Below are 22,396 nucleotides of genomic sequence, written 5' to 3'. Positions count from 1 at the left end.
TTCCGGGAATTTATGGTAGGATAATAAAAAATAGGAGGTCTGAGCGATGGATCCCGCACAGCGAATTCAGCGATACAAAGAGGATTGGTCCGAGCTCGAGCGGCTGCTCGACGCGTTAAATCACATCCGCCGACCGATTAGCGCTGGCGATATCGACCGTTTGACCGCGTTGTACAAATCGGCGGCGGCACATTTGTCAGCCATGCGTACGCAATGGCCGAACGACCCGACCGCGACTTACTTAAACCATCTTGTCGCCAGAGCGCACCATGTCCTGTACAAGCAATCCGACAAAGGCGCAAGCCGCATCGGACGCTTCTTGGGCACGTACTTTCCGTCCTTAATTAGCCGGAGGCAGCCATTCATTCTGATTGCGGGAGCGCTGTTTCTTCTCGGCATGATCGCCGGATTCGCAGCGGTGGGGTCGGACCCGCTTAACCTATATCTGGTGCTGCCTGCGAATATCGCCAACGCGATCGATCCCGCTGCGACGAACGCTCCTCGCGGCGATCTTCACAGCCCGCTCGTCTCGACGGAAATCTTCATCAACAACATACGCGTTGCCATGCTGATCTTCGTAAGCGGAGTGACGCTGGGGATTGGCACCGTGTATTTGCTTGCCTACAACGGCTTGATCGTCGGAGCTCTCGCGGCCGTCTTCATGCAGGCCGGCGAAAGCTATGTTTTCTGGGCGTATATTCTCCCCCACGGCATTATCGAGCTGACCGCGATCTTCATCGCCGGCGGAGCCGGCCTATATATGGGGTACCGCTTTTTCGTACCGGGCGCGTACCCGCGCAAGCGGCAGTTCCTCCAGGCTGCTAAAGAGTCCGTGCAGCTGCTGCTCGGCACAATTCCGCTATTCGTGATCGCGGGCGTCATCGAAGGATACGTCACGCCATCGCAGCTGCCGTTGGGCGTCAAATATGCCGCTGCCGGCGGCACGCTGCTGCTGCTCGTTCTCTATTACGTTTACGGCCAGTTCAGAGCCCGTTCCGCGCTTTCAAATCCAGGTATTCGTTGACCGCGCTAAGCGCCAATCGGTCGGCCGGCACATCCATCACCTGGATGCCCAAGCCGGCCATTTGACTCACGTATTCGCTGCGATCGAGACGGAATTTATGCGCCAGACTCTGAATATAAGCAGTCCGCTGGTTCACCGGCTCGGTTCGCGCCCATTCTTGCAGCAAAGGATCGTTCAAGGAGACGAGAAGCGGCACATGGCTTCTGCGCAGTCGACGCGCGTAGACGGGCAGCTCCTGGTCGTACAGATAGCTCTCCATATCGGAGAACAACACGACGAACGATCGTTTCTTGGTCTGCCGCAGCACATGCGACAAAGCCAAACCGAATCCGGGTTCGACGAAATCGGATTTCAGGTCGTAAGCGGCCAGCGTCAGTTGGCGCAAATGCGGGAGGCCGCGCCCCGGGGGGACGTACGTCTTGATTCGGTCGGAGAAAGCGAGCAGCGCGACGTAATCCCCCTGCTTCAACGCGACCGCGGCCAGAACGAGCGCAGCTTCGAGCGTGCGGTCCAGCTTAGTCTGATGCTCAAGCTCGACTCCCATCATTCTTCCGCAGTCGAGTACAATCGTGACGACTTTGCCTTTCTCGGGCCGGAGAATGTTCGTCATCAGCTTTCCGCTGCGGGCCGTCGCTCGCCAGTTCACCCGCCTCGGATCGTCTCCCTGCGCGTAGCTGCGGATCGAATCGAAGTCCGTGCCGGACAGATGGGGCCTTGCCAGCCTGCTGCCATCAAGCACCAGAGAATCCTGAGCTGCAGCCAGGATGCCGCGCACTCGCGAGAGGTCCGGCACGATCCGAACTTCGCTTCGGCATGTCAGCCTCGTCTGCTTCTTCCACAGCCCGACTCCGCCCCAATAGCGAAGCATCGCGCTTCCGAACGTATAAGCTCCCCTCTCCTGCCCTGCGGCGTCGTATTCGAAACCGACCTCGCTTTCCTCCAGGCGGCCTCTCCATACCTCCTGCGGAATCCGAACATCCTGCTCGTCCTCCCGTTGCGTGCGGTAATCCGTGAAGGAAATCGGAATGTCATCGGCTAGCTCGACGTTCAGAGAAAAGCCCAACGCCGGAGCGGCCAGCAGAGAAAGCCGAACCTTGAAGGATTGGCGTACGTCGGCCTCCTCCGGTATTGTCCTCTCTGCGGAGAACCGCTTCCGCGAGGGCAGCAGAAGCAGATCGACGACGCTGAACAGCGCCAGTACCAGATAAAATCCCCAGAACGAATAAGCGCCGTAACCTAGCGCATAGACGGCCCCGATCAGAACGGAACCGATAGCCGTAATCGCGACAAGGCGGCGAGTGGGAACGATCGACTCATCGCCAAATTGTCTATCGAGGAACCGGAACAGACGCGAGCGTTTCCTGGACGATGTGGTCACTGCTGCCGCCCTCCAATTCCGCCTGCGGCGTCAGCAGCAGCCGATGGCGGAGCGCAGGGCGCGCCACCAGCTTCACGTCGTCCGGCGTCACGTAGTTTCTGCCTTCGAGAGCAGCCCAGGCTTTGCTCGCCATCAGGATGGCAATTCCGGCGCGCGGGCTTGCTCCGAGCTGTACCCGCTTCGATTCGCGCGTTCTGCGTATGACCGCCGTAATGTAGTCGATGACCGAATCCTCGACGACAACTTCCGCCGCATGCGCCTGGGCTGCCCGAATCTCATCGAGCGTAAGCTCTGGAACGATCGCCTGATCGCGCTCCGTCGCGAACGGGACGTGCCCTCTTAGAATTTGCCGTTCCTGCTCTTCCCCCGGGTAATCCAGGATCAGCTTGAACAGAAAGCGGTCGAGCTGCGCTTCCGGCAGCGGATATGTACCTTCATATTCGAGCGGGTTCTGCGTCGCGACGACGAGGAAAGGCTCCGGAAGCCGGTGCGTCGCCCCGTTAATCGTCACCTGCCGCTCCTCCATCGCTTCGAGCAACGCAGCCTGCGTTTTCGGTCCGGAACGGTTGATCTCGTCCGCTAGCACAAGGTTGGCGAACACAGGTCCGCGGACCGTTTGAAATTCGTTTTCCTTCGTATGATAGATGACGCCTCCCGTAATATCGCTGGGCATCAAATCCGGCGTAAACTGGATGCGACGGTACTCGCCCCCCGTTAACGCCGCAAGCGTGCGCGCCATCTTCGTCTTGCCGAGTCCCGGCACTCCTTCCAGAAGCACATGTCCTCCGGCCAGCAGCGCCGCGGCCATGAGCCGGATATTCGTCTTCTGCCCGTACAGCCGCTGCTCCATCGCAGTCAGCAGTCTCCCCATGCTTGCGCTCATTCTCGTCACTCCTTCTCCAGTAACGCGATCATCTCGCCGTACTCTCGCGTCCGTTCGACGAAATCGCCATCCGCTCCCGCGCCGCGTTCCAACGCCTGCGCGTGCCGCAGCAGGCGCTCCAGCTTAACCGCCTGCGCTTCGCTTAAGCGGTCTTTTGCCAGCCGCTCCGCCTCTTCCGGCGCGGCTTCAAGGGGCAGCCCCCAGCGCGCCAGCAGCAGACGACGTAGGGCGCGTGCCTGATGCGCGAGCGCCTCGCTCTTGAAGCGGCGGCGCTCGTACCACGCAGCGACGGCCCGCAGCGTTTCGTCGCCGCGGCGCACCGTCCAGGCGCGCGGCGTATAGGCCGGGCCGAAGCGCTTGCCGCGCTGCCACAGCCAGAGCAGCAGCGAGACGGCCAGCCCTGCGCAGACGGAGACGAGCCACGCCGGATACACGGCCAGGAACCCCGGCGTCTCCTCATAACCGTGATGGTACTCGTCCACCCACAGGACGGTGCGATTCCCGTCGCCGACCAGCCACGGCCATACGAGCTCAAAATGATCGTGCTTCAGCACGTTTTCATTCGTCAGCCACTCGGGCGCAACCGCCGCGACGATCGTTCCTTCTCCGTGCGGTCTTTTCACCCCGATGACTCCGCTTGGATCGCGAAGCAGCTCGATATCGCCGTCTTCCAAGGTAATTCGCTGCTTTATTGCAACCTCCGCCATTCGTTCGACAACTGCTTCCCCCTCCTGCCGCATCACGGTGACGGTTCCGGATAAAGCGTCCGAGCGTTCGGTTCGAAATCCATCTCCCGCGCCTAGATTGCGGCTGAAAAGCAGCAGCTCGTTCCCTCGCTCCACCCATTCGAGCAGCTTCGCCCATTCGCCATCAAGCGGCGCGGCGGGCTCGACAATGAGCAGCGTCTGCCCTGTGCTCGCGGGCAGCTCGCTCCACGAGCGCTTCCATGTCTTGATCGGAGCCTGCTTCTCCTTAAGCAGCTCGATCACGCCCTTCGTCCCATCCACGTCAGCGGAGAACGATACGTAAGGCGCTAATCGCTCGGGCTGCGGTCTTACGACGATCAGTCCCAGTCCAACAATGAGCATGACGCAGACGGCCAGCCCGATCACATGTTTGTTCCGATGCAGCAGCTGCTTGATCGGCGACATCCTACCTCGCCTCCCTCTCCGCAATCAACGCAGCGATATCGCGTTGAAAGCCCTGGAAGCTTTCATCGTCCGCAGGCTCGTGCCCGTACCATACCCGTTCGAACAGCAGAGCGCTCCGCTGAAAATACGGCACCGCATTCGCCCGGTTCCGCTCCAGCTCATCTCGATAATCCCAGTCCGTTTTCCATTTCTCGATGCGAATCCAGCCAGCCCGTTCCAAGTAGAACAGCAGCGACAGGTACGAACAGCGAATGCTCTCCCGGATTTTCCCTTCGGCATGCGCAGCCTTCGCCATCGCCGCATACTGCTCATACGTCAACGCCATCTCCGATGCCCCCACAGGCGCCTTATGACGGCGAGTTTTCCCATTGTACGCGATCTGCCTGGAGAACCCGTAAATCGCCCAGCACAGTGCTACCAGCACCGCGCCCAACACCACGAACAATCCGACGATCACCGCGCTATTTGCCCCATGAAGGGAAGGAAAACGATCAATCGCCCAGTCCACCAGCGCTTCCAGCCAACCCTTGCGCGGGCTGGCGGTCTGTTCATGCACATATCTCGTAAATTCGTCCCTGCTCAGAATTTCGCCAAGTCTTTGTTTGTCTTCAAGCAGCTCGGACCGGTCGCTCATTGGTCGGCCGGAGGCGGAGGCGGCGTCATAAAATTCGGGCCGATCCGGTTAATCATCTCTTCAAGTCCCATTCCGTCGCGAACCCTAAGATCGAAATAGCTAACCGCATACACCACATAGAGAATCGGCGCTGTCAGCAAATTGACAAGCATCTGCAGCAGAGCGAAAACAATGCCGCTCATCGGCACCAACGCAAGGAGGAAACCGGCGACTAAATTAAACAAATAGATCAACAGCATCATGACCAGAAACAGTCCGAACAGTCTCCAGAAGCTTTGACGCGTCAAACTCCAGCTTCTTCCGAATCCAACCGACTCTTCTTGGAGTGCGACCACCGGAAGAAAGTACATGAAGCGGATTACGAAATAGTAAAAGGTGAACACGACCCCAACCGAAACAAGGATTATCCCCACACCACCCAAGATCGCGGCGACAATCATGCCCAAGATCATAGTCACGATCGCGATTGCAATAATAAAGCCGAGCATCATTAGAGCAAATAAGACCGAACTGCCGAGCAATCCCCCGTACCTCTTAAAGGACATCCGCAGCAATTGGAGCGCCGACGGAGCTTCTTCCCCCTTCATGACGTGGTATACGAGAAAAACGACGGAGGCGACGGCGACCGGCGTCAGAAACAGAAAGACTAAGCCAAAGAGAAAAACGACCCACCCATGGCTGCCTTCAGAGAGCAGCGGTTCCGCGTCTGCGGAAGAATAATTCACAATTCCTTCCATATTGAACATCGATTGGACGGTCTGCCCCTGAGTCATGGCTTGAAGCAAATAAAATAGGCCATAGCAGATCAACATAATCGACATCAGTTTCGCAAAATGCTTGCGATACAATTGAAAGCTTAAATCGATCATTCTACCGATTCCGATTGGCTTCGGGACTTCATGAGGCACAATAAAACCTCCTAAGTTTTTCTAAATTTCTCTCATTATACTACACTATGCGCAAAGCTTGTCGCTGAGTCAAAAAGAAAATTGAAAGGCGATGAGCGAGCGCTTCAAACGTTATTTCAGAAGCCCCCCGCTAGTCATATCCTCTCCGACTCCTTTATTCCCCTAACTCCTTGCACGATCTTTTCCTTGAGAAACTCAGGTAACACAAAGACCATCGGTGCTGAAGGAATGTCGAATTTCAGATGGGAATGAGGAATTTCCGTAAGTAAAGTACCTACCGGGTCATCTTGCCTGTCGCGAATCACGTTCCAGAATATTCTCGATCTATGATCCTCCGTCCCCCATTTCTCAAGGGAGTTTCTGAAAACCAAGCGCTTTGCGATAACAAAATCGTTCTCCTCCAGCTTCACCATGGCACTAAATCCGGCGCTTTCCAATTGTTCGAATACAGTCGGCATAAGCTGATCCAAATAAAGGCCGTAGGCTGCATCTTCTATCTCCGCAAAAGCGGCCGTCAAGTCTGCATGCATCGATTCGTACAAGGACTTCCATTTGGACTCGATATAGCGGTTGGCCTCCTCACCGATCTCTTTTATCGTCATGTCTTGGCGGAATTTCGGAAAATATTTTTCCATTCACTTTCTCCTCCTTTTTGTCCTTTCGCAAAAATTGTACAACATGCAAGCCAATTGTAAGGATGATCAGATTGAAACAAGGAAAGTCTAATGGTTTCATAGAAAACCTTATAATCAACTTTAATTTTTATGTTAGGAGGAGACTGCAATTATGAAAATGCGCCCTCAAAAAATGGCGACAAAATTTACGATTAGCCCCAGCACTTTACGAAACTATGAAGCTAAAGGCCTCATACCTCCCGCAGAAAGATCCGAGAACGGCTATCGTTTCTATACGGACTTGCATGCAGCCTACTTGGCTTGTATTCAAACCATGGCCCCTGCATTCGGGATGGAAGTGACGACGGAGGTGCTTCATGATCTTCAGCGTGACGAGATTCATAACGCTTTATGGGTCATCAGGGAAAAGGAAGTTGTTTTATACGAGGATAAAGAGAAATTGGAGCGGTTGATTGAAGAAATTCGGCAATTAGCGGACGATAATACATCTTCATTTGCCAAGGAGCGCCTTACCATCCATCAAGTATCCACGTTAATGAAGATACCTAAATCAACGATCCGATACTGGGAACACGCAGGTTATGTGATCGCGGACCGGGACCTGGAAAACAGTTATCGACGCTACCATGAAGGTCATCTTCTTAAAATGAAGTTGATCCAGATCATGCAGAACTCCGTTTATTCCGAAGAAACCGTAAAATCTAAGCATAGAATTGCCGCTGCAGAGCAGAGCGATTTGCAATGCGTCATGAAGCTGGCCGAGAATATCCGGACTTATCTGGATAAGAGGATCGAGTCTCAAATATGTGGAATTTCCAAACTCTATAATTTAATTCAATTGATAAAAACGCCGGTCTAACTCCTTCCTCTGTTCACGCATCTATCATTTGCTCGACTGTAATCATCACCGCACTGGCTAAAACGACTTCTTCGCCATGATCTCCGACGAATCTTTCGTTAATTCGGCCAACCATTTCGCCTCATGTTCAAACAGCTTATCCGCTTTCGAGGTGCTCAGGGCCGCCAGTAGTTTGTTGACCTCTTCCTTGTCCGGCGCTACTCTCCAAAGGAACGATAGGCCATGCATCAGCTCGCTCATTGGATGTTGCCCGCCCCCTTTGCGTTGACGAGACACAATTGTTTTAACCCGACTCAAAACGGTTTTCGTTTCCGAGTCGCCCCCCCATTGGTCGAGAGCTTCCATGGCGCTCCATTTCACATCAGGGGACCTGTCGTTTTCAAGCGCCGATACAAATAAAGGCACATGAGTAACATCCCCGAATTCGGCGGCAAAACGTATCGCAAGACTGCGAATCTCGCCGTTGGGCGATTCGATGAGCGCCAGCACGTCGGGAAGCGCCTCCCTCAGACGGAGCTGTTTCAGTGCCCACAGCGTATAGACGATATCGTACTGGTCGTTCGAGTGACGAATGATTTCGATTAAGCGCCCCTTCACTTCCTCCGGCCGGCAACGGGCCAGCACCCGAAGCGCTTCTCTGCGGATCGAATCGTCGCTCGACTCCGACAATGCAAGGAACATTTCGGCATCCGGCACTTCCGGTACGCGCGCGAACGACCACATCATTCGCGACTTCGTTTGCATCTTGTTCGTTTTCGCAAACTCGTCCAGCATCAGACGGACAGCCTTGACATCCCCTGTATTTTTCGCCAGATGGCTCCATAGGAAGCAGGCGTTCCCCCTTGTTTCATCGTCTTGCGTTTCCTCCAAGACCTGTGCCGCAACATCGATCAAGGTCGGATCGTCCAACCGTTCCGCTTCGCGCAAAGCCTTCCAAGACACTTGATCTTCCGAATTCCGAACTTCTCTCCCTTGCTCATCCGTCTTGATGGTCATGCGGTGCAGCAGGTCTCGAATGTATTGTATCTCTTGACTCATAAACAGCCCCCTCTAGCGTATAAACAGGACAATCTTGAAGGGTAGTCAGGATATTCTTGCAGTCTTACCATCTCAACTATAACTTCTCTAATAGCTCGAATCGTTTGCCCTACATAACTGATCGCTACATCGGCATTTTCTTTGTTCAGCTTCAAGCCTTCATCTGTATAATGACCGTATAGAATCTCAATAAAGTCTTCGCCTTTGGAATTCAAGCGTTCCTTCTCAAAGAAGAATTGATATAGGACATTTTTTTGCTTGTCATCAAAGTATAACATCTGTCCCAGCGACATTTTTTTCTTAGTAACAATATGATATACATATATTTCGTTAGCCACCAAGCACTCCCCCCGTCACCATAATTAATTACTTATTTTACCACAATGGAAATCGACCCAGGCTAAGTATCGAAAGAATTCATAAGAACCATTAGTTCTGTTGAGCTTCTTCGCATTCTTGAGACTTGCAGCAACTTTAACATACACGAAAGGCCGCCGAAGTAATCGGTGGCCTCACTTTTAGTGATAGAATATTGTCTCTCGTAAGCGGAAGGATCTACAATTTGGCCTACTGTCTTGTAGATTCTAGTATATAAAATATCTGTCCCATAGAGGTGAAGCTGAAGACGCTTTGCAACGGACTGCGACGAGTAATTATCCCATGACGTACTATACATAGGTATTCTTTGAGATTGGCGAATAGCTTGGGCCCAGGAAGAAGCGACCCGAATTGCATATCCTTTTCCTCGATAGCCCTCCAATGTCTCCACACCGGCCTCAGCAGCTCTATCGCTACTTCTTGCGCTAAAGCATACCGATACCGCCATGTTGTTTTCCATCACCATATAACAAGGTTCTCGAGACTCAAGTTCCGATAACAGTGAGGAAAATCCATGTTCCAGGTAGAATTTATTATTCTCGGTGACTAGAGTAGCATCCGTGTAATCCGTACCGATCTCATTAAATGTGTAAGCAGGACCCATCCATATTCGACTAATTTCTTTATCCATTTGTAATGTGTTAATCACATTGGACAGTTGCTCATTTGGGTCATACCTATCCATTATTTTCATGACGTCGCGGATCACGTTATTCGAGATATCATTTCGGAATCTTATTACTCGCCCATTATTCGTTTGCCCCCAAAAAAACCGGGGTGCTGGATGGCGGACACGCTCATTAACTCCTGTAATTCTTCCAGCTTAATCATGAACATAGAGAACCTCAGCTTGAATGTCCATAAGTTCTAAATTGTTGTACAGACCATTACCTCCTCTATTGTGAGTCGCTCACCCTTTCCCGGCTTTTAATCATCATCAACGATCACTCGCTCTCTCCGTATTCTGTCACAAGAATATCATTTCATCGAAACAGTTTGCAGCGTCTTCTTTTCAATCCGTTTTTTTGTGGTGTCACCCTGTACAGCACGGCTATTTCACCAACTCATAGCGAGCTGCGATAATACCTGAATTGAACGTTCGGCTGGATAGCAGCTTGAGCCTGATTTTCTCACTAGCACCGTCGAATACCGATTTTCCGCTGCCTAGGATGACCGGACAAATCGTCAACAGGAATTCGTCGATCAAGCCAAGCTCAAGCAGCGTCTTCGCCGCCCCTGGGCTGCCGAAGATAACAAGATTTTTGCCTGGCTGCTCCTTGAGCGCCTTAATTTGCTCTGCGATATTGTCTTTGATCAGTGTCGTATTGTTCCATTCCACCTTGTCCATCGTGCTGGAGATGACGATCTTCTTAACATCCTGCACCCATTTGGCATGCTCCATATCGTGCGTCGACGCATTCGGATTGTCCAGCATCGTAGGCCAGTGGCTCTCCATCATCCGGTACGTCGTGCGTCCGTATACGGGAGAGCCGACTTCGGCCACGACCTCCTCAGCGTATTTCTCAAGTTCCTCGTTATACGGAATCCAATCCAGTCCTCCATTCGAATCCGACGCATACCCGTCCAGCGACACATGCATGAACAATACGAGTTTTCTCATGTCTGTTTCTCCTTTGATTTTGAATTTTTTGTTCAATTTTTTTTGGCCGTTGGCCCGTATTTCGTCCTGCCTTCACGTTTACTATAAATCATTACGTTACGTAAGGTTCAAGCAGAATATCCCGCCAGCTTAATAAAATATGGATACTCATGTTAATAAATATTGGATGCGTATAGGATACAATCCTGCCCGTTAGCGAAACAGGCTACCGATTGCCAGCAGTCATGCGTCTTTGTGCTATCGTTTGTCAGATTGAATTAACGGGCAGAATACCCTAGTGATATACTTTCAGTGGAGGTGCTTGTATTGTGATAGGATGACCTCTCATTTCTCCTGGATAAATAATCTCTCGGAAAAGGGTGCAGCGCATGAACAAAACGGATCGTTTGTTAGCCATAGTGCTTGAGCTGCAGCGTAACAAAGTGTTACGAGCCGAGGATTTAGCCGCTATATTTGAAACAAGTGTGAGAACCATCTACAGGGATATTCAGGCTTTGAGTGAAGCTGGCGTATCCGTGGTAGGGGCGCCAGGACAAGGATACTCCTTAATGGAGGGGTATTTCCTGCCGCCAGTCAGTTTCACAGTGGAAGAAGCAGTGGCGTTGCTCATCGGGACAGATTTTATCGAGCATTGGTTTGATGTTCACTATGGCAGTAAGTCTCGAACTTCGAGAGGGAAGATTGAAGCCATCCTGCCAGAACCGATCCGCACTGAGGCATCCCGGATTCGCAAGAGCTTTCGTTTGCTTACTACTGCTAAAGATATAGCACGAATACAAGAGAAGGCGTACTTGGAAGCGATTCGTCGAGCGATACTGGAGGAACGAAAAATAAGATTCCGCTATTCCAAAAGAGTTGCCGAGGCTGACGGGAACCGCCAAAGTATTCGTACAGTTGCTCCTTATGGACTTGTGCTTCATCAAGGATCATGGGTACTCGTTGCGCAGTGTGAATTGCGTCAAAACATCCGTCATTTCCGGTTGTCCCGTATGTCGGAGCTTATCGAGCTGGAAGATAGATTTATATTGCCCGCAGATTTCCTTTTAGATGCATACCAGCCTCCAGACGATCGCAACGTCCTTGTGCGCATTCGGGTCCAGCCTGACATTGCCGATAAAGTAAGGGAATCGAACAACTTCTATATACACACAATAGAGGACCATACGGAAGGGTTGCTGGTGACTTTACGTGTTCGGCAGCCTGAGGAATTGCTGCATTGGGTGCTCGGTTGGGGAAGCGGAGTGGTTGTGCTGGAGCCGGAAACCTTCCGAGATCGGGTTAGACACGAACTGAAAAAAACGTTCGAACGCTACTGACATAATGGTGTCAGTAGCGTTCTTTTATACTTAGGAAAAAGAGGATTAGAGGCGATGATAAATAATGATAACAACAAAGATCGCATTACAACGCTTCGAGGAAACTGCGACACATTATATTCATGAATTGAATCAATTCAGTCTGGAGCAGCTGAGGCAAAAGCAAAGCGACAACGAGTGGTCAATCGGACAGATGTTTCAACATCTCATTAGCTCCGCGCTTTATATGCAGCTTCGTAATATTGATCAGTGCCTGATGCCCAGCCAAGATTCCATGGTGCCTGGAACGGAAAAAACCGAGGTTGGTGCGGCTATATTTTCTCAAGGAAGCTTCCCGCCCATTCGTATTCATGTGCCGCCTTCCCCGCAATATACTCCTGAGCAGCCGGAGAGCAAGGAGCAGCTCATTCAAGGCTTACGCACTGTCATTCAGAGAATGAAGGACATTGAACCTACCCTAGAAAAAGTGTCCAAACAAATTACAGTGTCCCATCCGAGATTCGGCGGATTGTGCGCGGAGGAATGGTTTTTACTTGTCGAAATGCACTACCGTCATCATCTTCTGCAGTTGGACCGCTTAAAACAAGGATTGGTACGGGAAGCGACCTAAACATCTATAAAAAAAGAGGGATTTCGAAGTATGCAAATGGATGAAATAAGCCAACAAAGCCGCTTCTGGATTGGTGTCGTGTCCGCATCCCATGTAAAGCGTGGAGAACTGGAGGGATTTGCTCAGCTCTGTCACGGCAAGTCGGCGCCATTGCGTAAGATGCGAGCAGGCGATTGGCTGATCTACTATTCCCCGCGAACAGAGATCAGGAAAGGGGCGCCACTCCAAGCGTTCACCGCTATCGGGGAAGTGGCTGATGATATAGTCTACGAATATCAGATGTCGGAATCATTTGTGCCGTTACGCAGAAATATCCGCTATACTTCATGCCGTGTGGTACCGATTAGAGATCTTTTAGAAAAGCTTAGCTTCACTCGCGGGAACCGAAATTGGGGGTATCCCTTCCGCTACGGTCATTTTGAGATCAGTCTGGAGGATTTTATGACAATTTCCAGTGCGATGCTATATTGCCTACCCTCTGATTTCACATTTTTACCTCATGCAACTTTAAGATAAAGACAATTGCCACGATAAGGAATGACACCATAAATAAAGTAAGCCCGAACACTTTCTGCTCAGCTGCGTACAAAGATGCCGAAGCTAGAACGAACACAACAAACTTTAATGCCGTTCGAACGGGGAATGAAAAGACGGGAATTGAAGCCTTCGGGGAGAGAAACACCCCCCATAGAATGGCAACGGCTAGCGGCAAAGCGACCGCCAATATGATTTTGACTGCTATCCCTGACTTGAGATGGTAACCATAATATCCGAATGCAATCATTGCGACTATCTCCAGCAGAAAAAATACAGCGAGGATGCTGCCTACAATCCATTTCATTTCCATCCGCCCCTAAGGTCGACCTCTTTATTTTTGCGCCTCGGCATTGTACCGATTAGCACGCCACTATTCATCGGGAGGGCTGAGCTTAACGTGTCCATTGGCGAAGTCCTATAACAAGCCGTCTTCCAGTTGCTCAAGCACACAGCTCCACCAATGGTTTTCGTCTGCCAGACTGGCCGCATCCTTCTCTTCAAACAAAGCCCGCATCCGGGCCAGCTCCGCCTTGCGGTCGAAGGCCGGCCGTTTCGGACGCTGCGGGAGGATTTCGCCACGGCGGAAGGCGGCCAGCCGTTCGCTCATTTCTTCCGCCGTCCATATCGTCGCTTGATCACCTTCGGAGTGACTTGCTATAAACGATCGGACGCTTGACAAGAACATCAGAAACAGACGAATATCCGAGTTAACGAATCCTGATTCCCCGGAGGCCGGTTGGAAGGAATAGAGATGCCCGGAGCCTTGAGCCAAACCCAGAATGGCGCTTTCCGGCTCCCATTCGTATCCGATGGGCAGCAACTTGCGTTCGCCAACGTGCAGAAGTCCCATGTCCGCGAACGATTGGAAGCGAACGCCCAAGGCGGTATCCGCGGGCTCGATAAAAGGAAGTCCTTCCTTAAGCAAATATGCCTCTACCTTCTCAGGCAAATTGACGGATCTGACGAGATCCGGATCATACTCGACAACACGTTTCAAAGCTCCAATCCCTCCTCTTATTTCAACGTAAATAATTAAGCCCGTTCAACATGCACGGAAGGCCCCCGAGGTAATCGGCGGCCTTGTCGGTGATAACTCCTCCCATCATAACTGGCGGCTTAGAAATTGTCGAACAGAAACATCCGCGCTTAGTCCAATAGCAAGGCTATAAGCAGAATAGGCGTCTTCTTTGCGGTTCATCCGTTTGTACAAGTGGCCGGCAAGCGCCCAATAGGGCTGATAGTTCACCACTTCCTCGGATGAGATAGCCTCCAATAAAGTAAGCCCTCGTTCCGCTCCATAAGCCTCTGCAATAGCAGCGGCTCGACCGACCAAAACTCCCAATGTAGGGGACTTTTGAATGAGCCCCTCATATAAAAGAGCAATCTCCTCCCACTCGATGCTTCCGGTCCATAGACGTTGTGCATGTATGGATTGAATCGCGGCGATGAGTTGGAACCGACCGATTCGCCCAGTTTGCGAAGCGGCATGAAGATAACGCTCCGCCTCTACGATCAAGCCTTTCTCCCACCGTGAACAATCCTGCTCGGAGAGGGGAATATAATTCCCCCCCTCATCATACCGGGCCGCACGTCGTGCTTCGCAGTAGAGCATAGTTGCCACCAGACCGTAAACCTCAGGTTCGCGAGGAGCCAATTGAAGAAGCAGCTTTCCTAGATAGATTGCTTCCTCCGCCAATCTTCTTCTGGGCGAATCGGCAATGGCCGCCTCGTCCCATCCACTCCCGTAAGCAGCATAGATGGCCTCCAGGACGGAATCGAGACGATCCGGGATCTCTTCTGCGCCAGGCATTTCAAAAGTGAGGCGCTCGGCACGGATTTTTGATTTTATCCTCGTAAGATGCTGGCTCATAGTGGAGGGCTTTACGATGAATGCAGACGCAATTCGAGCTGCATCGATCCCAAGCACCGTCTGCAACATAAGCGGTGTACGCATAACAGGATCAATTGCCGGATGAGCACAAAGAAACATCATCCTCAGGCGTTCGTCCGGAAAGACATCGTTTGAAGAAGACAGACGCTGTGCATCCTCCGATATGGCAAGGAGTGTCGGCAGCGCGTTTTCAGAAATACGAGCACGGCGGGTTTGGTCGATAAGCCGTCTACGAGCGGCCGTAGTCAGCCATGCTTCTGGCTTATCCGGAATGCCGATCTTGGGCCAGGCCTCCAGCGCGGCGAGAAAAGCATCTCCAATAGCATCCTCAACAGCCTGCAAATCCCGCCAATTTACAGCCAAGTAGGAGAGTAATCGACCATAAGCAGCGCGAGCCGTTTCTTCAATGATCTGACTGGTTTCCATAGAGCGACTATTTCAACGCGGGAATGTTCTGTCTGACCTCAACCACATCGACAGGCCCTCGAGCAGCCCATTCTAATGAGGTGTCTAAGTCCGGAACATCAATCACGAATATCCCGCCGAGCTGCTCTTTCGTCTCAGGGAACGGTCCATCCTGAACTACCATCTCACCACCACGACGTTTCACCGTAGCAGCTGTCTCGGGAGCATAGAGACCTGAACCGAATACCACTATTCCAGCTTGCCGCAATGCATGTACATAGTGCGTCTAGCTAGCCAAGTATTCTTGTTTTCGGGCCGGATCCGTTCTTGCTGCAAAGTCCTCCTGACTTTCGTAAAACATCAAGGTGTAATTCATTGTAAAGCTCCTCCCTTTAATCCTTAATATAATTTGGTTTCGTTATAATGTCGTACCAACCGTTCCGATTTCTACATCTCAATCAAAATAATCATCCGGCAAATTTAATTCTTTCAAACAGCCTATAAATTTTTCCCTGAAATTAGGGATCAAAACCGAAATGAGTGCTTGACGAAATGAATTGAGGATAGAAATGGAAAAACATCTGCTACTCCTGTATTGTTGTAAGTCCTACCCAACAACAAAAAGGAATAGACAGATGCAAACTCAGTATATCAATGAATGGCTCGACATACCAGAGCTAAAGATTCATCAACTGTTATCCATTCATGACGATGAAGTTCACATAGAAGCCTTGCCGCTAGACGACAAGCAAATCTGCCCATGCTGCGATTCAGATCAAGCAGTGATTCGGAAGGGAAGCAATGGGATGCGAACCGTCCGACATCTATCCGTTTTTGAGAAGAAAACCTATCTGCACGTGCCGACCATTCGTATGTTTTGCAGTAACTGTGAAGCCGGATTTGTATGGGCATACGATTTCGTCGGTCCCAAACAGCGCTACAGCAGGCTTTTCCGCTCCCATACGGTCGAACAGGCGCTTGGGTCCACGGCCGCGCATGGCGCTCGGATACAGCAAGCGCCGGCGAGTACCGTACAACGTATGCATAACGAGGCGGTCCCTGCTCTTTGCGATGCGCTTTACAAACAAGTGTGGGAAGAAGCAAAAGAAACAGCTGAACTGGTTCTGGGTGTCGATGACTTCGCGATCAAGAAGGGTCATACGTATAACACCGGCATTCACAACCTCAAAGGCGAGACGATGCTGGACCTGTTGCCGGGCCGAAAGCTGGAAGCGCTGCGTGCGTACGCTCAGGCGCACCCTGAGTTCCTTCGGCTTGATCCGAAGGCAGTGGTCATGGATTTGGCTCAGGCGTATCACACCTGGATCAGCGAGTGTTTCCCGAAAGCGATTCGCATCGCAGACCGTTTCCATGTTCACGGTTATGTGATTGAAAGCGTACAGGAAGTTCGTAAAACTGTTCAGCCAACGTTATCTCCGCGAGCCAAAACTTATCTAAAAGCAAACCACCGTCTGCTAAATCCGCCTGCCGAATCACTGAGTGAAGAAAGTGCAAAGAAGTTGGACACGATGCTGAATTACTCCCCGCTGCTACGCAGCATGTGGGAATGGAAAGAAGCGTTCACGACTTGGTATGACTGCTCGCCAAACTATACTGTTGCCAAGCTGGGATTTGAGCGTTGGTGTACGCAAGGCGATCAGATCGACCACGCTGCCGTCCAAAGTGCGCTAAAGACCATGCGCAATTGGCAGGAAGAAATCGTGAATTACCATCAATGCCGATGGACAAACGCAACCGTAGAAGGCCGCCATAATCGTATTAAAGCCTTTCAACGCCGCCATTATTTCACAAGGAATCGCAGTCGCTATAAAGCGGGCATTCTGATCGAATGTAACCGCCATCGGATGTTAAGCTATTAATCAAGCACTGATTTTGAGGTTGAGCCATCTAATCCCCAGTAACTTTTGAGAAAATTTGACGTCCACATATATATCAGTTACTTAGTAGAAATTATCGCAGCCGACATACAACTGGAAAGGATGACAGCATTGAAAGGTTGGCGCAGGCTTAGTCTAGTATTAGGGTTCACGAGTATACTTCTGGTTGCAACCCATACAAATCCCGGCGAGGCAGCGGCAGAGCAGCGTTTTACGGATTTGGGAGGAGCCAAGTGGGCAACCGATGGCATCGGCTATTTGGCCGATCGGGGAACGGTGGCCGGCTATGGCGCCGGAAGATTTAAACCCTTGCTTTCCATTACCAGGGCGCAGGCGGCTACTTATTTGGTGCGCGAATTATATCCGGAAACCTCTCCGACTTATCAAAAAAGCTTTACGGATGTGCCGAAGTCCCATATGTTCCAACGAGAGATCGGCATCGCTTCGGACATGGGCTTGGTCGGGGGGCTCCCGGACGGCTCGTTCAGGCCGGATGAGCCGATTAGCCGTGCGGAGACCGCTGCGATGCTGACCCGCGCCTATTCGCTTGCGGCCGGGAATCTTCAGACGAAATTACTGGACGTTCGAGAACACTGGGCTGAAGGTTCCATTCAAAGGCTGGCATCCAACGGCTTGGCAGGGGGATACCCCGACGGAACCTTCAAGCCGAACCGCTCCGTTAATCGGGCGGAGTATGCCGTTTTCCTATCCAGAGTCATCCAGTTTAAGAGAAGGCAGGCCATCGAGGGAGAGAATTGGGATACCTTGTTGTCGTTGATGACCTTGGAGGAGAAAGCGGGCCAAATGCTGATGCCTGACATCCGCATGTGGCAGAACAAACCTACAACTACAATTAACGCCGGTATTACGTCAACGGTCCAGGACCACAAGCTGGGAGGACTTATTTTATTCAATAAAAATATTGAGAGTACAGAGCAGTTGACGACGTTTAATCATCAGTTGCAGGCGCTTGCCGGCGATATCCCCTTATTTCTGAGCATCGATCAGGAAGGCGGCAGCGTCGGAAGAATACCTGGAGGTACCAATCTTCCCGGTGCCATGGCGCTTGGCGCTGTAGCGGACTCGGCATTATCGTTGGAAGCGGGGAAAGTCACTGGAGCTGAACTCAAAACACTTGGCGTGAATTTGAATTTCGCGCCGGTGCTGGATGTGAACGTTAATCCCGACAACCCGGTTATCGGCATTCGCTCTTTCGGTTCGGAGGCTGGACTTGTCTCGGAGCTGGGGACGGCGCTTATGAAAGGATTGCAGCAAGAGGGCGTCATTGCTACGGCCAAGCATTTTCCTGGACACGGGGATACGGATGTGGATTCCCATCTGGGGTTGCCCGTTGTGGCCCACGACCGCCAGCGTTTGGAACAAATAGAATTGCGGCCGTTTCGCGAAGCGATTAAGCAGGGAGTAGACATGATTATGATCGGTCATATCGCCTTCCCGGCTCTGGATAACGCAACGGTCGTCTCCAAGAAAGACGGTTCAAAAGTCGTTCTTCCGGCCACGCTCTCGAAGAAAATCATTACCGGATTATTAAAAGAAGAGATGGGCTTCCAGGGCGTCGTGGTATCCGATGCTTTTACGATGAAGGCCATTGCGGAGCACTTCGGCGAGGAGGAAGCCGTAGTGCGCGCTGTATCCGCGGGCGTAGATATCGTACTGATGCCGAAGAATATAACCGGAGCACACGATGCAATCGTGCAGGCCGTTAATGAAGGGGAGCTCAGTTCACAGCAAATAGACAGGTCCGTAAAGCGCATTTTACAGTTGAAGCAAGCCTATGGGTTGTTTGAGCCGTCCCGATCGTTACAGGCTAAGCTTGAGCAGGCCAAGCGAACTGTCGGTTCGAAACCGCACCTTGCGGTGGAGCGGGAGATCGCGGAGAAGGCCGTTACCTTAATAAGGGCCGACGACGGCCAGCTCCCGTCCCTGGCGACGACTGATCGCATCATTGGCGTTGTCGCCTCGACATCCGCACAGGCGCAACTGATTGAGAGCCAATTGAAGGCGCTCGGATTGCCGCAACAGGTTAGCGTGAAGACGGTTGTCCAAGGCGAATTAAGCCGTGAGGAAATTGCGCAAGCAACCTCCAAAGCCGATTTTGTAATCGTGTCGTCTAATCTTTCCCGAACTGCTCAGGGCAGCTACGATTGGGCGGGTTACCAAGCGATTATAGATGACTTGAACACGCGCTCGACACGGTATGTTCTTCTTTCCCTGGGCAATCCATATGAGCTGCTGCATCTTCGCGGGGTGAACAATGCAATCGCGGTCTATGGTGCCCAGGAGCCGAACCTTACGGCAGGTTTAAGGGTGATTCTAGGTCAGAACGAGGCTCGTGGCAAGCTGCCGATTACTCTGTAGTAGACTCCGGACCGACGACCTCTTTTCGTATACGGACGATGTTATTGAGTTTAAGGATTCCTATTTTGTGTAAAATATGTACGGATGACTGAAACGGGGGAGTATTCATGTATATCGTATCTCAGCCTAAGTCGCTGTCTGACGGTCAAAACCGAGGGCTTGCGATGGAAGAAGCCGCTATTTATCCGCCAGGCTACTTTCAATATTTGCGGCAATTTGGGGAAGGGACTTACAGAGGGTGGATGAATGTCCAACTGCCCGATACCGAGGTGCTAAAACCGTTTGCCGAGTACGGTTTATGGGAGCATGACGAAGATAGTCCTATTACTGAGGAACAGATCGGCGAGTGTATTGCTATAGGCACAACGGTAGACGGCGATTTCCTGGCTGTACACCCCCAGACGGCTGGGCTGCTCTGGCTGCCCCGGCATGCAGAGCACGTAAAGGCGATTTCCCTGAAGGCACGAGAGCCGGAAGCTGAAAGCAAATACGCCTTGGTGCTGGATGAAATATACCTTCAGATGTATGGAAAGAGCCAAGAGGGACCCGTCTATTACGAACCGTGGACGGGCACTCGGAGCCATCTCTTTTTACGTTTGCCACCAAGGGAGAATCAGCTTACGCTACCCGAACTGGCCGAAGCGTGCAAAGCAAGTTTTTCACCGGACTTGTCCATTGAGACCCCCTATACCTGTTTCCTTTTCTATCAGCAACTAGGTGGCTATGTACGACTGAATTACGCCAATCAGCAAGAGGTGGCCGTCTTCTATGAACAGGAAGCACAACCGGCTTCTGCCGTTATAGAGCAATGGCTCTTGTCGAAGGGGTGCGAAGCGAGGAGCTAGCATATAATCGTCGAAGACGCTTTAGTGACACCATCCCTGATCTTGATGTATTTATACGGTTTTTCCTACAATCGTTCGTCGTTTGGGCCTGAGCAGAGCAGTTTTATGCGATTTTTCGAACAAACGCCCGCTACTTGAGCCAGATCCGAGCAGCTTTGTACGATTTTCCGACTAACTTCCCTGCGTAAACTTTTGTGTGCAAATAAATCCGCCGCAAAAGTTAAATTTTCAATCAATTGGAAACGTTGTGGTTCAATCTTGATGCCCTCTCTTCTGTTAAATAGTATAATGGACTCAACCTGAGAGGTGAATGAACGATGTCGCACAAGATTTTGTTGATTGAAGACGATGCCTCCATCGTAGAGATGCTGGAGGGACACTTGAAGAAGGCAGGCTATATCGTCCAGTCGGCCGATAACGGCGAAGCCGGTCTTGCATTATTCAATAGGGATAGCTTCGATTTGCTGGTAGTGGATATTATGATGCCTAAGCTGGACGGAATCGAGGTCATCAAGAGGGTGCGGGAGACCAGCTCGGTCCCGATTCTGATCATGTCGGCGAATGACAACGATGTCGATAAAGCGATAGGTCTCGGTTTTGGAGCGGATGATTATATTGCCAAACCCTTCTCGCTGGTCGAAATTACGGCCCGGATCAAAGCTGCGATTCGTAGAGCCACGATATATGCTCAGCGCGAGCCCGATAAGAAAGCCAATTCCGGCACCCAAATGCAGTTCGGCAATGTCGTGGTCGATCTGGACAACTACAGGGTCCTCAAGGGCAACGAAGAATGCAAACTAACTGCCAAGGAAGCGGAGATTTTAAGGCTGTTCCTTAAAAATCCGAACCGGGTATTCACGAAGGCGCAAATTTATAATTTGATCTGGAACGACGATTATATGGGCGATGAGAATGTCATTAATGTGCAGATCCGCCGGCTGCGGGAGAAAGTCGAGGAGGAGCCGTCCTCGCCGAAATACTTAAAGACTCTATGGGGCATCGGCTACAAGTGGGAAGGCAACGCGTGATGGCTTATGTGCTGACGTGCCTTATTATTCTCTTAGCAGGCGCTTTAATCCGAGAGCGGAGAAAGAACGCAAGGCGGAGCGCCCAGCTTAGGCGAGCTCATGCCAAACTGGACATGATTCTAGCGCAAAATACGAGTGAAAAGATGCTGCTGTTTACGGAGGATGCCGAGCTGAGGCTGCTCCTGGTACATATTAATCGAGTACTGGAGCACAACCAGCGAATCCGGGCAGAACGGTCAGGAACGGAGAAATCCATACGGCGGATGCTGTCCAACGCCTCCCACGACTTGAGAACCCCGCTAACCGTCGTTCTCGGCTATATTGAAACGCTTAATTTAGATCCCGACATGAAGGCGGAGGATCGCGCCGAAATGCTTATTAAGGTTCAGCGCAAGACGAACGAGGCTATGGACTTGATTCGGCAATTTTTTGATCTCGCCAAGCTGGAATCGGAGGATCAACCGATGCCGCTGACCCGCGTACATCTCAATGAGGTTTGTCGCCGAAACATGTTGGATTTTTACGAGGTGTTAACAAACGCAGGCTTTGCAGTCGATATTGAAATTTCCGAAGAGCCGATCTATGCTTATGCGAACGAGGAAGCAATTAACCGGATCCTGCATAATCTGATTTCCAATGCGATCCGCTACGGCAAGGACGGGAACATTGTTGGATTGACCTTGCGGCAGGAGCCGGATGCAATCTGCATGGATGTATGGGATCGAGGCAAAGGAATCGGTGAAATGCATCAGAGCCGGGTATTCGAACGCTTATACACGTTGGAGGATTCCCGGAGTAGATCGTTTCAAGGCAGCGGGCTAGGTTTAACGATTTCGAAGAGATTGGCGCAAAGCCAAGGCGGGGATATTCGGTTATACAGCAAGCCCTATGAGAAAACCATCTTCACGGTTCGACTGAGGCCGTTCCGATATTAATCGCCATGAAGCGGAGAAGCTTATGAGATGCAGGAGGAGCTGC

Annotated in this window: 23 protein-coding genes and 1 pseudogene; 10 read left to right on the top strand and 14 right to left on the bottom strand. The window is 51.4% G+C overall.

Translation table 11 applies throughout. The features are described 5' to 3' along the window. The first annotated feature begins 46 nt into the window (after positions 1-46). Positions 47-1,024, top strand: a complete 978-nt coding sequence (locus J4772_RS35915; protein ID WP_209073561.1) for a stage II sporulation protein M — start codon at positions 47-49, stop codon at positions 1,022-1,024. Here J4772_RS35915 and J4772_RS35910 read toward each other — a convergent pair. The 6 genes from J4772_RS35910 to J4772_RS35885 form a co-directional block, all read right to left on the bottom strand. Then, complete coding sequence (locus J4772_RS35910) at positions 984-2,402, bottom strand: DUF58 domain-containing protein (RefSeq protein WP_209073560.1); 1,419 nt, start codon at positions 2,400-2,402, stop codon at positions 984-986. The two genes, J4772_RS35915 and J4772_RS35910, sit on opposite strands and share 41 nt — an antisense overlap. Then, complete coding sequence (locus J4772_RS35905) at positions 2,353-3,273, bottom strand: AAA family ATPase (protein ID WP_116060996.1); 921 nt, start codon at positions 3,271-3,273, stop codon at positions 2,353-2,355. The genes J4772_RS35910 and J4772_RS35905 overlap by 50 nt, the downstream gene beginning before the upstream one ends. 17 nt (positions 3,274-3,290) lie before the next feature. Beyond that, on the bottom strand, positions 3,291-4,436 hold the full coding sequence (locus J4772_RS35900) for a DUF4350 domain-containing protein (protein WP_209073559.1): 1,146 nt from the start codon (positions 4,434-4,436) through the stop codon (positions 3,291-3,293). A gap of 1 nt (position 4,437) precedes the next feature. Next, positions 4,438-5,070 carry a DUF4129 domain-containing protein gene (locus J4772_RS35895; RefSeq protein ID WP_209073558.1) on the bottom strand — a complete coding sequence of 211 codons (633 nt, stop codon included), beginning with the start codon at positions 5,068-5,070 and terminating at the stop codon, positions 4,438-4,440. Beyond that, a complete protein-coding gene (locus J4772_RS35890; protein WP_209073557.1) occupies positions 5,067-5,978 on the bottom strand; it encodes a hypothetical protein in 912 nt (303 codons plus the stop codon). Before J4772_RS35890 ends, J4772_RS35895 begins: the two co-directional genes overlap by 4 nt. A gap of 134 nt (positions 5,979-6,112) precedes the next feature. Then, positions 6,113-6,613, bottom strand: coding sequence for a DUF6022 family protein (locus J4772_RS35885; protein WP_209073556.1), 501 nt, complete (start codon positions 6,611-6,613; stop codon positions 6,113-6,115). A gap of 151 nt (positions 6,614-6,764) precedes the next feature. Between J4772_RS35885 and J4772_RS35880 the strand changes: the two genes are divergently transcribed. Then, positions 6,765-7,472: a MerR family DNA-binding transcriptional regulator gene (locus J4772_RS35880; RefSeq protein ID WP_209073555.1), complete on the top strand. Its 708-nt coding sequence runs from the start codon at positions 6,765-6,767 to the stop codon at positions 7,470-7,472. Positions 7,473-7,529: 57 nt separating this feature from the next. Here J4772_RS35880 and J4772_RS35875 read toward each other — a convergent pair whose 3' ends face one another. The 4 genes and pseudogenes from J4772_RS35875 to J4772_RS35860 all read right to left on the bottom strand — a co-directional run bounded on the left by J4772_RS35875 (position 7,530) and on the right by J4772_RS35860 (position 10,509). Next, complete coding sequence (locus J4772_RS35875; RefSeq protein WP_209073554.1) at positions 7,530-8,510, bottom strand: HEAT repeat domain-containing protein; 981 nt, start codon at positions 8,508-8,510, stop codon at positions 7,530-7,532. Positions 8,511-8,524: 14 nt separating this feature from the next. After that, positions 8,525-8,851: pseudogene (locus tag J4772_RS35870) on the bottom strand (DUF2441 domain-containing protein); the annotation flags it as partial. 59 nt (positions 8,852-8,910) lie between these two features. Beyond that, on the bottom strand, positions 8,911-9,582 hold the full coding sequence (locus J4772_RS35865; protein WP_247740948.1) for a GNAT family N-acetyltransferase: 672 nt from the start codon (positions 9,580-9,582) through the stop codon (positions 8,911-8,913). Between the two features lie 357 nt (positions 9,583-9,939). After that, positions 9,940-10,509: a dihydrofolate reductase family protein gene (locus J4772_RS35860; protein WP_209073552.1), complete on the bottom strand. Its 570-nt coding sequence runs from the start codon at positions 10,507-10,509 to the stop codon at positions 9,940-9,942. 368 nt (positions 10,510-10,877) lie between these two features. Here J4772_RS35860 and J4772_RS35855 point away from each other — a divergent pair, with 368 nt between their 5' ends. From J4772_RS35855 to J4772_RS35845, 3 genes are all read left to right on the top strand, one after another. Beyond that, positions 10,878-11,825, top strand: a complete 948-nt coding sequence (locus tag J4772_RS35855) for a helix-turn-helix transcriptional regulator (RefSeq protein WP_209073551.1) — start codon at positions 10,878-10,880, stop codon at positions 11,823-11,825. A 67-nt stretch (positions 11,826-11,892) separates the two neighbouring features. Next, positions 11,893-12,435 (top strand): DinB family protein, encoded by a 543-nt coding sequence (locus J4772_RS35850; protein WP_371822927.1) that lies wholly within the window; start codon positions 11,893-11,895, stop codon positions 12,433-12,435. 30 nt (positions 12,436-12,465) lie between these two features. After that, entirely contained in the window at positions 12,466-12,951 is a 486-nt protein-coding gene (locus J4772_RS35845; protein ID WP_247740947.1) for an EVE domain-containing protein, read from the top strand. Here the strand turns inward: J4772_RS35845 and J4772_RS35840 are convergent. From J4772_RS35840 to J4772_RS37275, 4 genes are all read right to left on the bottom strand, one after another. Further along, positions 12,920-13,276 carry a YrdB family protein gene (locus J4772_RS35840; protein WP_247740946.1) on the bottom strand — a complete coding sequence of 119 codons (357 nt, stop codon included), beginning with the start codon at positions 13,274-13,276 and terminating at the stop codon, positions 12,920-12,922. The genes J4772_RS35845 and J4772_RS35840 overlap by 32 nt on opposite strands. 111 nt (positions 13,277-13,387) lie before the next feature. Further along, positions 13,388-13,969 (bottom strand): SUKH-4 family immunity protein, encoded by a 582-nt coding sequence (locus J4772_RS35835; RefSeq protein ID WP_209073548.1) that lies wholly within the window; start codon positions 13,967-13,969, stop codon positions 13,388-13,390. A 105-nt stretch (positions 13,970-14,074) separates the two neighbouring features. Further along, on the bottom strand, positions 14,075-15,289 hold the full coding sequence (locus tag J4772_RS35830; protein ID WP_209073547.1) for an RNA polymerase sigma factor: 1,215 nt from the start codon (positions 15,287-15,289) through the stop codon (positions 14,075-14,077). Between the two features lie 7 nt (positions 15,290-15,296). Continuing rightward, positions 15,297-15,536, bottom strand: a complete 240-nt coding sequence (locus J4772_RS37275) for a YciI family protein (protein ID WP_256442666.1) — start codon at positions 15,534-15,536, stop codon at positions 15,297-15,299. Positions 15,537-15,837: 301 nt separating this feature from the next. Here J4772_RS37275 and J4772_RS35820 point away from each other — a divergent pair, with 301 nt between their 5' ends. The 5 genes from J4772_RS35820 to J4772_RS35800 all read left to right on the top strand — a co-directional run bounded on the left by J4772_RS35820 (position 15,838) and on the right by J4772_RS35800 (position 22,353). After that, on the top strand, positions 15,838-17,148 hold the full coding sequence (locus J4772_RS35820; protein ID WP_247740839.1) for an ISL3 family transposase: 1,311 nt from the start codon (positions 15,838-15,840) through the stop codon (positions 17,146-17,148). A 129-nt stretch (positions 17,149-17,277) separates the two neighbouring features. After that, entirely contained in the window at positions 17,278-19,545 is a 2,268-nt protein-coding gene (locus tag J4772_RS35815) for a glycoside hydrolase family 3 N-terminal domain-containing protein (protein WP_209073546.1), read from the top strand. Positions 19,546-19,652: 107 nt separating this feature from the next. Then, the gene (locus J4772_RS35810; protein WP_209073545.1) at positions 19,653-20,390 is read left to right on the top strand and encodes a hypothetical protein; all 738 of its coding nucleotides are present in this window, start codon (positions 19,653-19,655) and stop codon (positions 20,388-20,390) included. 317 nt (positions 20,391-20,707) lie between these two features. Next, positions 20,708-21,418, top strand: a complete 711-nt coding sequence (locus J4772_RS35805) for a response regulator transcription factor (protein WP_305827840.1) — start codon at positions 20,708-20,710, stop codon at positions 21,416-21,418. Between the two features lie 143 nt (positions 21,419-21,561). Beyond that, positions 21,562-22,353: a sensor histidine kinase gene (locus J4772_RS35800; RefSeq protein WP_371822808.1), complete on the top strand. Its 792-nt coding sequence runs from the start codon at positions 21,562-21,564 to the stop codon at positions 22,351-22,353. Positions 22,354-22,396: the final 43 nt, after the last annotated feature.

Origin of the sequence: Cohnella sp. LGH (assembly GCF_017671885.1) — a bacterium.
In the GTDB taxonomy this organism is placed as follows: domain Bacteria; phylum Bacillota; class Bacilli; order Paenibacillales; family Paenibacillaceae; genus Cohnella; species Cohnella phaseoli.
This window is presented reverse-complemented; position numbering and strand designations above follow the sequence as displayed.

Excerpts from the sequence above, each read along its gene's own strand:
- J4772_RS35915 (WP_209073561.1), top strand. The coding sequence starts at position 47 with ATGGATCCCGCACAGCGAATTCAGCGATACAAAGAGGATTGGTCCGAG.
- J4772_RS35905 (WP_116060996.1), bottom strand. The coding sequence starts at position 3,273 with ATGGGGAGACTGCTGACTGCGATGGAGCAGCGGCTGTACGGGCAGAAG.
- J4772_RS35900 (WP_209073559.1), bottom strand. The coding sequence starts at position 4,436 with ATGTCGCCGATCAAGCAGCTGCTGCATCGGAACAAACATGTGATCGGG.
- J4772_RS35895 (WP_209073558.1), bottom strand. The coding sequence starts at position 5,070 with ATGAGCGACCGGTCCGAGCTGCTTGAAGACAAACAAAGACTTGGCGAA.
- J4772_RS35885 (WP_209073556.1), bottom strand. The coding sequence starts at position 6,613 with ATGGAAAAATATTTTCCGAAATTCCGCCAAGACATGACGATAAAAGAG.
- J4772_RS35880 (WP_209073555.1), top strand. The coding sequence starts at position 6,765 with ATGAAAATGCGCCCTCAAAAAATGGCGACAAAATTTACGATTAGCCCC.
- J4772_RS35875 (WP_209073554.1), bottom strand. The coding sequence starts at position 8,510 with ATGAGTCAAGAGATACAATACATTCGAGACCTGCTGCACCGCATGACC.
- J4772_RS35865 (WP_247740948.1), bottom strand. The coding sequence starts at position 9,582 with ATGAAAATAATGGATAGGTATGACCCAAATGAGCAACTGTCCAATGTG.
- J4772_RS35860 (WP_209073552.1), bottom strand. The coding sequence starts at position 10,509 with ATGAGAAAACTCGTATTGTTCATGCATGTGTCGCTGGACGGGTATGCG.
- J4772_RS35855 (WP_209073551.1), top strand. The coding sequence starts at position 10,878 with ATGAACAAAACGGATCGTTTGTTAGCCATAGTGCTTGAGCTGCAGCGT.
- J4772_RS35845 (WP_247740947.1), top strand. The coding sequence starts at position 12,466 with ATGCAAATGGATGAAATAAGCCAACAAAGCCGCTTCTGGATTGGTGTC.
- J4772_RS35840 (WP_247740946.1), bottom strand. The coding sequence starts at position 13,276 with ATGAAATGGATTGTAGGCAGCATCCTCGCTGTATTTTTTCTGCTGGAG.
- J4772_RS35830 (WP_209073547.1), bottom strand. The coding sequence starts at position 15,289 with ATGGAAACCAGTCAGATCATTGAAGAAACGGCTCGCGCTGCTTATGGT.
- J4772_RS35820 (WP_247740839.1), top strand. The coding sequence starts at position 15,838 with ATGGAAAAACATCTGCTACTCCTGTATTGTTGTAAGTCCTACCCAACA.
- J4772_RS35810 (WP_209073545.1), top strand. The coding sequence starts at position 19,653 with ATGTATATCGTATCTCAGCCTAAGTCGCTGTCTGACGGTCAAAACCGA.
- J4772_RS35805 (WP_305827840.1), top strand. The coding sequence starts at position 20,708 with ATGTCGCACAAGATTTTGTTGATTGAAGACGATGCCTCCATCGTAGAG.
- J4772_RS35800 (WP_371822808.1), top strand. The coding sequence starts at position 21,562 with ATGCTGCTGTTTACGGAGGATGCCGAGCTGAGGCTGCTCCTGGTACAT.